We start from the raw sequence: 13839 nt of genomic DNA, 5'->3' as shown, positions 1-13839 counted from the left end.
TTGTTTTGTAACTTTTAGCGGCATGTTTTAGTTTTGTCTAATATATCCTAATTTTTCAGACAAAGAATCCCTATATGAAACGAATATTTTTAATGAATGCCCCCTCCCTTCCCCAAAAACTTAAAAACTACTTGATATTTTATTTATCCAAACCTAGTCAACTTACCATTTGGTCATGAAAGCGATGCTTACAAAGCAAACGACTTAGACCAGAAAACGCCCCCTATCCCCCATTAAAATCTAAGTAACTATCGAGCATTCATTACGCATAGTTACTTAAGTAAGTGCACAGCATTAATGCTGTGTACTTACCACCCCACTTTCATTCTCTAAATCAACATTCTAATTGGTGCTTGCATTCATTCTATTTCTTTCTCGAAGTAGAATAGAATAGCTATGCCTAAATCAATTTTAACAACCATGAAAACAAATTTATTTCAAGTCCTATACCTGTCTTTATTTTTCACACATTCTAAAGCATAGAAGACAGTATTTGGACAACACCTCATTTTTTACAAAAAAGACAAAACAGATGAATTTTCCTCCCAAAAATCATATTGCTTTCTCTGATTTTGAAAAAGCAATTAAGCGTTCTTTGCCAATTCCAATGCAAAAAACATTTAAGTCCTTCTTTACTTCGATCTATAAAACCAAGTTCTTTCTCCCCAACCTAGGGCATATAAAGGTAGAGTCTAAAAAAATAGGCAAAAAATTTACCTTTCAGATTCTCGAAATCAACCCTACAGAAGATGCTTATTTGGATGTAACAGCCCTAAAGTCTATTGTTGGTTTTAGTTTTTACGTGGAAGGCAAAGCTAAAGGCTTATTAATTGATCAAAACATAGAAGTTCCGATGATTGTAGATACAGGTATTATCTGTGTTAGCAATTATGGACGATCCAGTATTCAATTATACAAAAATCAACCTTTTACCAATGTCAATCTATTTATTAGAAGCAACGATTTTATTGATTTTATGGGCGATACGCTTCATGATTTACCTGAAGAATTCTGTACTTCATTAGAGGACGATCGAAAATATTATGGTATAGGAGGACCTACTACTACAAAAATTCATCAACTTCTTTTGGATTTGAGACAAGACAATTTTGAAGGACCTAGCGCTATGTTTTTGAGAGAAAGTGCCGCCATGAAAATCATGGGAATTCAATTGGCAGAGTTGATTTATAACACGCATACTGACAATTCGGGCGAATCCGAAAAATTACAATTGGCACATACCATCATGAAAAACTCCTTGGTCGATCCCCCTAAAATACGAGCACTAGCTCGACAAATTGGACTGAGTGAATTCAAACTAAAAAATGGCTTCAAAAAAAGATTCCAAATGCCAATATATGCTTTCTTAATTGATTGTAGAATGAAAAAAGCAGTGGAACTTTTAACCAAAGAATCTTACAGTGTCAAAGAAACCGCCTATTCTGTTGGGTATTCCAACCCCAATTCATTTTCAAATGCCTTTTATAAAAAATATGGTGTTTATCCTACAGAGTTTGTAAAAAACAGATTGGTGTATCGAGCTAGAAGCTAATTCTATCCTCAACTCCACATTTTACGTTTTGAGTAGATCATATTACAAATAGAGTAGATTTATATCTATAAAGTTCGCTTATTTTGATTGATCATTTAAATCAAGGTTCGTTCCCTCATTACTCCATTTAAAAATCGTATTCGATTGATCTATTTCAAAACAATTAAAAACTCTTTTATGAAAACAATTGCAATCACAATGTTATTTCTACTTTCTTTAATCACTTTTCAAGCCTGTCAAACAACAGAAGCAGAAACATGTATTATCACTTGCCAAAACCAAGGAATAGCCCAACAAGATGCTTTTGGTGATTGTACCTGTAATTGCCCCAATGGATACAGCGGTGATTTTTGCGAAATTGAAGATGCCTGTATTACTCAAAATATTAACTGTGGACCAAATGGAAATTGCAACAATGGGGTCTGTGCTTGTGATGATGGTTATGAAGGTTCGTTATGTGACATAGAATCTCGTGAGAAATTTTTGGGTACTTATGGTGCCGTTTGGCTTTGTGGCAACTGGACAGCAGATGTTGGTCTCATTACTATTCACAAAGACCTAAACCAAGTGGATGAAGTAACCATTACTTACATCTATGCCGACGGAACGAGTCATGTTATCCATGATGGAGAAATCAAAAACGGTACAACACTTGAATTTTCAGATATACGATTTGGACCAGATATTGATTTTGTAGGCAGTTATTCCATCAATCCTAACACCAACCAAGAAGAGATCATAGGCACCTTTGAATGGGGAGATGGCAGCGCTACTCAGTCCTGTAATGGAACATGGTTCAAACAATAAATAGTAACGACATATAGGGATTCCTCCTACTCCCAAACCAAGCACAACTAATAAGAATTACAAGGTTTAATATTTTTCATAAGGACTTGTAGGGACTTCTACTGATCAATAGAATACCTCCTTATTAGTTTGTTTCTATAAGCTGTTCCGAAAACCTCGTGAACAGCTTTTTTTCTGGATTTTTGAAGATTTATTTTTTAGCGTAGATCATCTTACAAATAGAGTAGGTTTTAGTCAACGAAAGTCCTTTATTTTGTATTACCTGCTCGTCCCCACAGCAATATTTTTATTCATCCAATTTTTTTATCCAGATGCTTATTTCAACATAGGTAGTCTACCAATTTGTTATGCCCTATCCCAACCTAAATTCATTATACTTTATCAGTATAGATTATAAAACCATTAATCGTACAATTATGAAAAAAAATTATTTATTGTTCTTTATTCTCCTTAGTTGGCAATCTATTTTTGCGCAAAATTATACCTTAGAAGCTTATTGGGAAAACACCAACAATCCCTCTAAAACAAAACTTACGAAGTCCTTTTGTGGACCAGGAAAAGTCACCTTACATTATTCTTGGGATCCTGGATTCTCAATACAAAAAGCAATTGGCACCCCATTTACTACTGATGAAGATAAAGTATATTTAATTGTAGAATATTACCAAACAGCTAATAATCAATGGCTCCCTTACAACAATTCTGGTGCGCTCCCTTTTCATTCATCTATCCTTGGTGTGGATAACTCAGACCCAGGCACAACAGGCTCTATGGATATTACTGTAAATAGCACTGGTGTACAAAAATTTAGGGTAACGATAAAAAAAGAATATATTGATTCCAACGGAGTATCAAGCTTTCCCTTTACAAAAAGTACACCTGAATATGAACTTCATTCAACCATAACTCCCTTGACACTAAGTTCTGAACTAAAAGCAGGGAGCCAAACCTTTCAGAGTAGTTCTACATTTTCCACTTCGAATATAGTTTGTGATGATGATTTAATTCTTGAGAAGATTAAATGGAATCAATGCGCTAAACAGTATGTCCTTTATTTAGACGAAGTTAATCCCTCCACAGGTCAAACTACTCCTGTAAAAACAATAGGTCCTGCTCCTATCTCAGGGCTTTCAGCAAGCATGAACCTAAACACTGTTTTTGGCAATGACCTTCAAAAGGGAAAACTGTACCGCATCAATTTAAAAGTAGGCAATGGCAATGGAGTTTGGACAAGCCTCAACCACAATGTTTTTTACATTAATTATCACAGCACCAAAAATCCTTCCATTTCTATCAATACTCCCAACGACATTTGTATAGGAACACCCGTTACCATTACCCTAGCTGATCCCCCTAACAATTTCCAATGGACTTCAACTAGTGGTAGCTTACCAACAGGAATAAGCAGCACCATTACCCCAACCCAAACAGGGGTCTATAATATTACCACCAACGATCATTGTGTCAACTTACCCAATGACCTCCAGATTACAGTAAAAGCACTCCCAACAGTTGATGCAAGCAACAACCAAAGCGTTCACTGTACCAATGTACTTAACCCTATACAATTGTCTGCTAATGCCACCCCATCAGGAGGGACAGGAACATGGAGTATTAATCAAGGAACCATTAATGCAGCAACAGGCGTATTTGATCCTAATCAGAATTCCATTCCCAACAATTTTATAGCAACATACAACTACACTGCTCCTAATGGATGCTCTAACAGCGATGATTTTTCATTTGCTTATTACGATCCTTCTACTTTTACAACTACTGTTAACAATTTGACTTGTCACAACTCCAACGATGGCGCTATTTTTACCTTAGCAACAGGAACACCCCCTTATAATTTTTCGTTAAATGGACAGTCTGGGTTCAGTTCCTTAACAGCAGGAACTTATCAGGTAGAATTAACCGATGGTCATGGCTGTATCTCTACCCAATCGGTTGCCGTAACCCAACCCCAAGCGATCACCGCCGCCCTAAATCTCCCCTCCCCTTATGCTGTTTCTTGTTATGGAGCAGGCATCTATGTTCAAGTAATCAATGTACAAGGAGGTACAGGTACTTATCTTTATAATTTTGGAACTGGTTTTACCTCCAATTCAGGTAAGCTACTCTACCCAAAATCTACCCCTTATCAAATTCAGGTAAAAGATCAGAACGGTTGTATCAAAAATCTCTCGTTTCAGTTAAATGCTCCCGCTGCTCCTATTACTGCCGTTGCCAATTCCAACCATCCCACTTGTTATGGCATCGCCAATGGAAATATTGCGTTAACAATTAGTGGAGGAACTGCTCCATATAGTGTATCTTGGAACAATGGATCAACAGGTGCCACCAACAACAACCTAGCAGCAGGTGTACACACTTATACGATTACGGATGCCAATGGCTGCAAATTAAGCAATAGCATAACATTGACCAATGGATCAAGTGGAATCACAGTGAGTGAAACCATTACCAATAGCAGCTGTCACGGTACCAATGATGGAGCAATTGCCCTTACTTACAATCCCAATTATAGTTATGCTTGGAGTACAGGAGATGTTGGTAATAGTATTTCTAATCTCGTAGACAATAATTATAACGTTACACTAACCAATAATGCTTCAGGCAGTTTTTATGGCTGTAAAACCATCAAACATTATGCTGTTAATACTAATAATCAATCTTATTGGCACAAGAACACCTTAAACACAACTGGTGGCGAAGATAAAATTATAAAAACCATCACGGATGCCAACAACAATGTTTACGCCCTTGGAGCCTTTACGGGAGCTACGGAAATAGATGGTCAGGCAATACAAGCTGGTTCTAGCAATCAAAAAGGTATTTTTGTTAGTAAGCACGATGCTTGTGGCAAACTAAAATGGTTGGCCCATTCTACCATAAGTACGAATCTTGACATTTTTGGATTAGAGATTATACTAGATGGTGCCAATCATCTACAAGTATTTGGTGAACTCGATAATACAGCGACTACTTCCTTTAACATGGAAAATACAGATGGCAACACCCAAACCTTAACCCTTAATGCTAGTAATGATGTATTTAGTGTTCGCATTGATTTATTATCGGGAGCTTTTTCTAATGCCAATGACTATGCAATTGATTATGCAGATGATGTCAATGGAATTGCGATGGACAACAATCTAATCTATTTCGCTGGTAAATTTAATAACAAAGCCGAAGTATGGAGATACAATGGAGGCGCACTAAACCCATTGTTTGGAGACAGCAACCCAGATAATGAAATGACTGCTATTGCTGTTGATGGTTCTAATATTTATGTGACGGCCAATTTAATAGCGCCCGCTTCTTTTAATGGCAACTTTATTCCAGTTAATGGTCTACAAGAAGCTGTTTTATTGCATTATAATAATGGAACCTTAGTAACACAGGCTGCACAGGCAGAAAACATGAGTTTGAACGATGTCCTTATTGCCGATAATGGTCAAGTATGGGTAGCAGGACAATGGGCAGGTCCAACCAGTTGGGGAAATGGGCTTCATGCCAAATATCCAACTGCTATTGTTGCTTCCTTTGCTCCCAATGCCATCACCAACAATACCAATACGTTTTACATTGACCATAAAAATTCTATGTTCACCCAAGCTACTGCCATTGCTTTGTCAGAAAAGAATGATCGCTTGTACACAACAGGTACTTATAGAGGACAAATCATTGGTATGAAGCAAGCGCAATCCAACAATTTAGTTCAAGAAGCTGGAGGAATGGGCAACCATCCTGCTATGTGGTTGGCTTCCATTGACCTAAGCTCAAGTACGCCTTCTCTAGATTGGATTAACTTATCAATGAGCAATAGCCCTATTGAAGTGTTTGATATAGCGACAGATGGTTTTAATAGCTATGTGGTTGGAGCTTATCAAGAAGATATGGTATTACCGCCTTCTTCTAATCTTTTTCATCCAAGTAATGGACAACAATTAGGCTACATCATTAGAGGGGGAGCAGCTTATGGGCAAGCTGTATTTTACAGAACCGTTGCGGGCAATGGTAATGGGACAGCCTCGACAGCAATCGCTCACTTATCTAAAGAGGTTTCCAGCAATACCACTTCTTTTATGACTAGTACAGAAAGCATCCATCAAACAGCTAGTCCTTCATCCATACAATTGTTTCCAAACCCCAATAAGGGGAATTTCACAGTACAATTAGAGGGAATAGAAAAAGGTTCTGCAACTGTCAAAATCATGGACATATCCAACAGAATAGTCTATCAACAACAAACTGAAATGATTAGTCCAAAAATTACAGTAGCCTTAGCCCCACTATCTCTACAAAAAGGAATGTACATTCTAAATGTAGAAATAAATGGCCAACAGCACTACGCTAAATTTTTATTGCATTAAAAATAATATTCTTAGTTATGAAGTTTTTAGAGCCAAAAACAAAGCTGTTTTTTTCTATCCTAGAAGTAAAACCTAGCCTTGATACAACATTTAGTATAAACAATAGTTAGGGGTTCTAAAAGAAGATTTATACAGGGTGAATCCAATTAAAGCATTCATCCTGTACTTTAGAATTACTCCTAAAATAAAAAAATGCTTTATTGGAATACAACAATGTTCCAATAAAGCATTTTTGGCGTAATAGCGAGAAAACAACAACTTTTTGTCACTACTTACTATTTATAATCCAACACTAATAGGGCTCCCCCTAATTCTGTTCTATGATTATAAATCAACATTTACTTACTTAATCTTACTGTAGGCTGATTTGATGCTCACCAATCATCTTGCGAATATTGATTAATGCATAGCGCATACGACCTAGTGCGGTATTAATGCTAACATTAGTTAGCTCTGCAATTTCTTTAAAACTTAACTCTGCGTAATGTCTTAATAAAATTACTTCTTTCTGTTCTTGTGGCAACGCTTCTACCAATTGTCTAACCTTGGCATAGGTTTGATTCTTGATAATCGTATTTTCTTGATTGTCATCACTTGTATTGATCAAGTTAAAGATGTCAAAATCTTCAGATGGTGTGATGGTTTTTCTGCGTTTGTTTTTGCGAAAAAAATCAATGCATAAATTATAAGAAATACGAAGCGCCCACTGTAGGAACTTTCCCTCTTCATTATACTTTCCAGAACGAAAAGTATCAATAATTTTAATGAAGGTTTCTTGAAAAATGTCATTGGCTAAATCTGTATCCTTTACAAACATGTAAATAGAGGTGTAGATTTTACCTTTGTGTCTAGTGAGCAATGTTTCAAATGCTCGCTCATCACCACGTATATACGTGCGGATAAGGTCTTTGTCGGTACAAGACTTACTACTTTGCATAATTACTTTGATTTACTTACTTACAACTAAAAAAAATGCTAGGGAGTAAAATTTTCGACGATAGGCAATTATTGTTTTTATTTAAGAAATAATATTTTTTTATTAAAAAAGAGATAGACTTCATCAAGAACCTTTTTATTTTTGTATTCTTGAATTCAACAAAGACTACTCAATAGTTGGGTGATAATACAAAGTAAATTTTGTCGTGTGGAGTTTTGAACAAATAAAGTTAACTTTTTTGTGCCAATTTCTGTTATTTTTAAACTATTTTTTTAGTTATTTAACAATTAAAGACAATCTGCATTCCCTCAAACAATTATTTTTTTTTTTAAGTTATATATTGATTTGTGCAGAAGTTTTGTCAAAAAAAAAGTTTTGATTTATTTTTTAGCCTAGAATTATCAATATTCACAAACTATTTTTTAGTATTTTTTTTAACTAAACTATTTACGCTGTTTTAGTTTATAAGGTTTCATTAATGACGAAAAAAAAATCTATCCACATCCTTGGTGCTCGTGCCAATAATCTACAAAATATTGACATTGAGATACCGTACAATCAGCTGGTCGTTGTAACAGGAGTTTCAGGCTCAGGAAAATCCTCTTTAACAATTGATACCCTTTATGCAGAGGGGCAACGTCGTTATGTAGAGAGTTTATCCTCTTATGCTCGTCAATTTCTAATGCGAATGAAAAAACCAGATGTTGACAATATCAAAGGGCTTTGTCCTGCCATTGCTATTGAACAAAAAGTTGGTACAAAAAACGCACGATCAACAGTTGGTACACTTACAGAGATTTACGATTACCTACGAATTCTTTATGCTCGAATTGGAAGAACTTTTTCACCTATATCTAATCAAGAAGTCAAAAAGCATACCGTTTCTGATGTTGTTGATTATGTTTTGTCTTTAGAAGTAGGAAAACGGGTAATGCTCCTGATTCCTTTTATGCAAAGAGAAGGTCAATCTTTAGCCAAAACGTTAGACTTTTTATTACAAAAAGGATACACTAGAGTACTGTACAAAAACAAGTTACAAAAAATTGAGGCGCTAATTGAAGACCATGCTAGTGTAGAAAATCCCACCGAGGAGTTAAAAATACTAATTGACCGTTTTGTCTCTACTAGAGACGATGAAGACAATGCAAAACGAATTGCAGATTCTTCTCAAATTGCACTCCAAGAAGGGCACGGCATCTGTATGGTTCAAGATACAGATGGCAATGAGGCTTTATTTAACAATAAATTTGAATTGGATGGCATTCTGTTTGAAGAACCAAGTCCTCAACTATTTAATTTCAACAGCTCATTTGGTGCTTGCCCCTCTTGTGAAGGATATGGGCAAGTCATGGGAATTGACGAAGACAAGGTTATTCCCAATAAAACAAAATCTATCTTTGAAGAGGCAATTGTTTGCTGGCGAGGTGAAAAAGTTGGTAAATGGCGCCAAAAGCTATTAAATGTTGCCCATAAAATAGATTTCCCTGTGCATACTCCTTATCGAGAACTTAGCGAAGAACAACGTCAATTATTGTGGACGGGGAACGAGTTGTTTGATGGGATCAATGCGTTTTTTGCCGAACTAGAATCTAAAACTTACAAAATTCAAAATCGTGTTATGTTGGCACGATATAGAGGCAAAACAAAATGTCCTGCTTGCAATGGTTCTAGATTGCGCAAAGAGGCCCTCTATGTTTATGTTGGTGGTAAAACGATTGCTGATTTAATCAATATCCCTATTGAAGATTTTTATGCCTTTTTTCAACAATTGGAGCTGTCCGATACCGATTATGAGGTTGCTCGACGCCTAATTATAGAAATTACAACTCGTTTGCAGTTTATGTTGGATGTTGGTCTCAATTATTTAACGATTGACCGCATTTCATCAACCTTATCTGGTGGGGAGATTCAGCGCATTCACTTAACACGTTCTTTGGGTTCTAACTTAACCAGTTCACTCTACATTTTGGATGAACCAAGTATTGGTTTGCATCCTAGAGACACTTCTCGTTTGGTTAAAGTGCTTAAAGCGCTTAGAGACTTAGGCAACACGGTAGTCGTTGTTGAACACGAAGAGGACATTATTGCCAATGCCGATTATTTGGTGGATATTGGCCCTCATGCGGGAGTTCATGGCGGAAAAGTAGTATTTGCAGGTCCTTATGAGAACATCCATAGCGAAGCAGCCGATTGCTTAACAGCTAAATATATGAGTGGTCGCATGGAAATTGCGGTTCCTCCTAATCGTCGTACTTGGACAGAATCCATCACAATAAAAGGAGCTAGACAGCACAACCTAAAAGATATTGATGTAACTTTTCCGTTGAATGTGTTTATTGCTGTATCTGGTGTCAGTGGAAGTGGAAAAACCACCTTAATCAAACAAATTCTTTACCCTGCTATGATGCATAAAATGGGGGAAGGAACCGAAAAACCAGGAGCACATAGTGCCATTGAAGGAGATGTAAAGTCCATTCACAGAATAGAAATGGTCAATCAACAACCTATTGGAAAATCTTCTCGCTCCAATCCTGTCACCTATGTAAAAGCCTATGATGCCATTCGCAAGTTGTTTTCTAGTCAACAGGCTGCTAAGATAAAAGGGTTCAAACCCAAACATTTCTCGTTTAATGTAGAGGGGGGTCGCTGCGAAACGTGTAAAGGAGCTGGTGAGACAATTGTCAGCATGCAATTTTTGGCCGATGTGCGCCTTACGTGTGACGACTGTAACGGTTTCCGTTTTCAACGAGAAGTTTTGGGCATTCGCTACAAAGAAAAAAACATCTACGATATTCTTAATATGACAGTTGAGGAGGCCTTGGTTTTCTTTGAAGACAATGAAGAAATTATTACTAAAATTCGCCCCTTAGCAGATGTTGGTTTGGGATATATTGGTTTGGGGCAACCTTCTAGTACGCTTAGTGGTGGAGAGGCGCAACGGGTAAAATTAGCTTCTTTCTTAGCCAAGGAAAATAGTAGAGAAAAGATTCTATTTATTTTTGATGAGCCAACGACAGGGCTGCATTTCCACGATATACAAAAACTACTAGATGCCTTTAATGCCTTGGTTGAAATTGGACATTCCATTATTGTCATTGAGCACAATCTAGATGTGATTAAGTCAGCTGATTATGTGATTGATCTAGGGCGTGATGGTGGTATCAAAGGTGGGCAGTTGTTGTTTCAAGGTACACCAGAGGGATTAACAGAAGTAGAGGATTCTTATACGGGTCAGTATTTGAAGGAAAAAATGAGTTAATTCATTTTTCTATTCTATAGAAGGGCGTTGTTGGCTTAGGCTGACAACGCCTTTTTGTTTTTTAATTCATTCTTGAACATGCTCTCACTTACCAACTTACTAGAAAGTACTTCTTAAAAGATTGCTTTTGATCGAAAAGTATTATTTTTTTGTATCTTTTCAACTTATTAATAACAACACAATTTGCAATTATGCCATCTATCCTAAACAAATATGCTCAACTACTTGTCAATTACTGCGTTAGCCTAAAAGAAGGTGAGCGAGTATTGGTTCAGTCTACCACTTTAGCCGAGCCATTAGTCCGAGAAGTTTATAGGGAAGTGCTGCGAGCGGGAGGTCTTCCACATATTCAAATGGATTTTAGAGATCAAAATAGCATTCGCCTTAACGAAAGTAAAGCGGCACAACTTGAATATATCGATCCTATTTATGCCTTGGCAATGGAAGAGTTTGATGCTTATATTTATATCCGTGCGCCTTTTTATAGCCGTGCCACTCAAAGCATTAACGCTGAGCATTCTAAAATTGCAACAGCTGCCAAAAAACCTTATCGTCAACGCTATTCTGAACGAACAGCGACCTTAGCGTTAAAACGTACCCTGTGTGAATACCCGACCCTTGCCAATGCGCAAAATGCAGGACTTTCACCAGAAGCCTATGCTGATTTTATTTATAATGCCTGTCACTTGTTTGATGAAAATCCCCAAGCCTGTTGGGAAGAAGTTAGCCGTAACCAACAAGCCGCTGTAGATTTGCTCAACAATAGAACAAAAATGCGTTATTTAGGTGATGGAATAGACATTCATTTTTCTACTGAAGGAAGAACGTGGATTAATTCAGATGGCAAAACCAATATGCCTTCTGGAGAAGTCTATACGGCTCCTGTTGACGATTCTGTTAATGGAACTATCCATTTTGCTTATCCATCTATGTTTATGGGAGAAGAAGTTGAGGGAATTACCCTTTGGGTCAAAGATGGATGGGTTGAGAAATGGGAAGCGAAGAAAGGGAAAAAATTATTGGATAAGATCTTTAGTATTGACGAGGGCGCTCGCCGTTTTGGTGAAGCAGCCATAGGAACCAATATGCGTATACAAACTCCTGTAAAAAATATCCTCTTTGATGAAAAAATTGGAGGAACTGTACATATGGCAGTTGGTCAAGCTTATATACAAAACGGTGGCACCAACCAATCTGCTATCCACTGGGATATGATTGCAGATATGAAAAATGGAGGGCAAATTTTTGCAGACGATGAATTGATTTATGAAAGCGGCAAATTTATATTTTAACAGTTAACTTTTTTTGTTCTTTGGCAACCACGTAGTAGCAACACCGTTAATCGAATTAGTAAATAAAAGCTGAGCATTAGCGGTACGGTTTACTTAGCTGTACTGCTACTTCTTGGTCACGATAGAGCCTGAGGGTTGTCAAAAAAGCATTTTTTTACTTATAACTTTACTATGCCTTCTTCTCCTACGATATCCACCAAGAAAGTATTTTGGTTAGGGCTTTTTAGCTATGCCATTTTAGCCATATTGGCCATTGTCTTTTATAAAGAGCGTACCATTTTTGCAGATGTGGCGTTTCGCTTTTTTGCCATGATAAAAGATGGAGATTATGCCATACAAGTCCATCGTTTTGGCTCTTTTTTTACGCAGTCCTTTTTGTATCTTAGTCATGCCTTGGGGTTGCCCTTGAAGAATATTATGATCAACTACTCTGTTGGTTTTATCGCTTATAAGGCTCTTGTTTTTGTGCTTTGTTTCAAAGTATTAAGGCAACCTACCCTAGCCATAACCCTATTATTTACGGATATTTTGATTGTTGCTGAAACCTTCTATTGGATTCAATCTGAGTTAGTAGAGAGCATTACCTTTATCATTCTCTATTTTGCCGTATTAAAACACATTTCGACTAAGAAATTACATCTACTACGCCTATTACTGGTCTTAGGGATGCTGATTACCGTACTCTTTTTTCATCCACTTGCCTTTATTCTATTTCTCTTCATGAGTTTATTCTCATTTTTGAGTACAGAGGAGGCAACTTATAAAAAGTATTTAGTCGGTGGATTGCCAATTGCTGTCATCATCCTAGTCGTCAAATCACTTTATTTTAAGTCTCCTTATGATAATAGTGGCATTAGCCTAATGCAGAATTTTATTAATTCTTTTCCTAATTATTTAGGGCTACCTTCTAATTACAGGTTTTTAACTTATGTGGTTCAGGATTATTACTTTCTACCCATCTTTCTATTTATTTTATTGGGCTATTATCGCAAGCACCAATTATGGTTAAAATTTGGGGTACTTGCATCCTTTTTCTTTGGCTATTTATTTTTGGTCAACGTCTGTTTTCCCCATAACAATGTGCAGTTCCATATGGAGTCCTTTTATATGCCCCTTAGCTTATTTGTAGCCCTTCCATTTGCCTTAGATATACTACCCCTCGTTCCTAAAAATCGTATTCTAATCCTTTTGAGTTTGGTCATAAGTTGTCGATTGATACATATTGGTTTTCAGCACCAAAAATTTACCGACTGTCTAGATTGGAAACGAGAATTATTACAAAAAACAGCTTCCTCAAAAAATAAAAAGCTAGCCATTAGTGCCAAACATGTTCCAATGGATACACTGATGCTAAGTTGGGGGAGTTCTTATGAATTTTGGATGTTATCTACGATAGAATCTGGCGAATCTCGTTCTGTTATTATTTATGACGATCGAAAACGACTCACTCAATGGGGCAAAATGAAACATACGAAGCTTTTTATAACACAGTGGGGAGCTACTTTATATCAAGATCTTCCCAAGGAATACTTCAATTTTCAGGACACCACTACGACCTATGTAGATTATAACCCTCAATTGCATTAATTTGAGTTGAATACTTGGAGCAGAGC

At 36.7% G+C, this 13839-nt stretch carries 7 protein-coding genes; 6 read left to right on the top strand and 1 reads right to left on the bottom strand.

Features of this window, described 5'->3' with window-relative positions; all coding sequences use genetic code 11:
• The first annotated feature begins 532 nt into the window (after window positions 1–532).
• The 3 genes from AsAng_RS24630 to AsAng_RS24620 all read left to right on the top strand — a co-directional run bounded on the left by AsAng_RS24630 (window position 533) and on the right by AsAng_RS24620 (window position 6738).
• Window positions 533–1552 (top strand): helix-turn-helix domain-containing protein, encoded by a 1020-nt coding sequence (locus tag AsAng_RS24630; RefSeq protein WP_264789782.1) that lies wholly within the window; start codon window positions 533–535, stop codon window positions 1550–1552.
• 177 nt (window positions 1553–1729) lie between these two features.
• Window positions 1730–2359, top strand: a complete 630-nt coding sequence (locus tag AsAng_RS24625) for a hypothetical protein (protein ID WP_264789780.1) — start codon at window positions 1730–1732, stop codon at window positions 2357–2359.
• Window positions 2360–2775: 416 nt separating this feature from the next.
• A complete protein-coding gene (locus AsAng_RS24620; protein WP_264789778.1) occupies window positions 2776–6738 on the top strand; it encodes a T9SS type A sorting domain-containing protein in 3963 nt (1320 codons plus the stop codon).
• Between the two features lie 352 nt (window positions 6739–7090).
• Here AsAng_RS24620 and AsAng_RS24615 read toward each other — a convergent pair whose 3' ends face one another.
• Window positions 7091–7675 carry an RNA polymerase sigma factor gene (locus tag AsAng_RS24615; RefSeq protein WP_264789777.1) on the bottom strand — a complete coding sequence of 195 codons (585 nt, stop codon included), beginning with the start codon at window positions 7673–7675 and terminating at the stop codon, window positions 7091–7093.
• A gap of 478 nt (window positions 7676–8153) precedes the next feature.
• On the opposite strand from AsAng_RS24615, the gene uvrA reads away from it, so the two are divergent.
• From uvrA to AsAng_RS24600, 3 genes are all read left to right on the top strand, one after another.
• On the top strand, window positions 8154–10934 hold the full coding sequence (uvrA, locus tag AsAng_RS24610) for an excinuclease ABC subunit UvrA (protein WP_264789775.1): 2781 nt from the start codon (window positions 8154–8156) through the stop codon (window positions 10932–10934).
• Window positions 10935–11125: 191 nt separating this feature from the next.
• A complete protein-coding gene (locus AsAng_RS24605) occupies window positions 11126–12226 on the top strand; it encodes an aminopeptidase (RefSeq protein ID WP_264789774.1) in 1101 nt (366 codons plus the stop codon).
• 171 nt (window positions 12227–12397) lie between these two features.
• A complete protein-coding gene (locus AsAng_RS24600) occupies window positions 12398–13813 on the top strand; it encodes a hypothetical protein (RefSeq protein ID WP_264789773.1) in 1416 nt (471 codons plus the stop codon).
• Window positions 13814–13839 lie beyond the last annotated feature (26 nt).

This window comes from Aureispira anguillae (genome assembly GCF_026000115.1).
Classification (GTDB): domain Bacteria; phylum Bacteroidota; class Bacteroidia; order Chitinophagales; family Saprospiraceae; genus Aureispira; species Aureispira anguillae.
The sequence above is the reverse complement of the archived record's forward strand: the minus strand, read 5'-3'. Positions and strand labels throughout refer to the sequence as shown.

What these genes read in the sequence shown, in the direction of transcription:
- AsAng_RS24630 (WP_264789782.1), top strand. Translation starts at nt 533, where the DNA reads ATGAATTTTCCTCCCAAAAATCATATTGCTTTCTCTGATTTTGAAAAA.
- AsAng_RS24625 (WP_264789780.1), top strand. Translation starts at nt 1,730, where the DNA reads ATGAAAACAATTGCAATCACAATGTTATTTCTACTTTCTTTAATCACT.
- AsAng_RS24620 (WP_264789778.1), top strand. Translation starts at nt 2,776, where the DNA reads ATGAAAAAAAATTATTTATTGTTCTTTATTCTCCTTAGTTGGCAATCT.
- AsAng_RS24615 (WP_264789777.1), bottom strand. Translation starts at nt 7,675, where the DNA reads ATGCAAAGTAGTAAGTCTTGTACCGACAAAGACCTTATCCGCACGTAT.
- uvrA (WP_264789775.1), top strand. Translation starts at nt 8,154, where the DNA reads ATGACGAAAAAAAAATCTATCCACATCCTTGGTGCTCGTGCCAATAAT.
- AsAng_RS24605 (WP_264789774.1), top strand. Translation starts at nt 11,126, where the DNA reads ATGCCATCTATCCTAAACAAATATGCTCAACTACTTGTCAATTACTGC.
- AsAng_RS24600 (WP_264789773.1), top strand. Translation starts at nt 12,398, where the DNA reads ATGCCTTCTTCTCCTACGATATCCACCAAGAAAGTATTTTGGTTAGGG.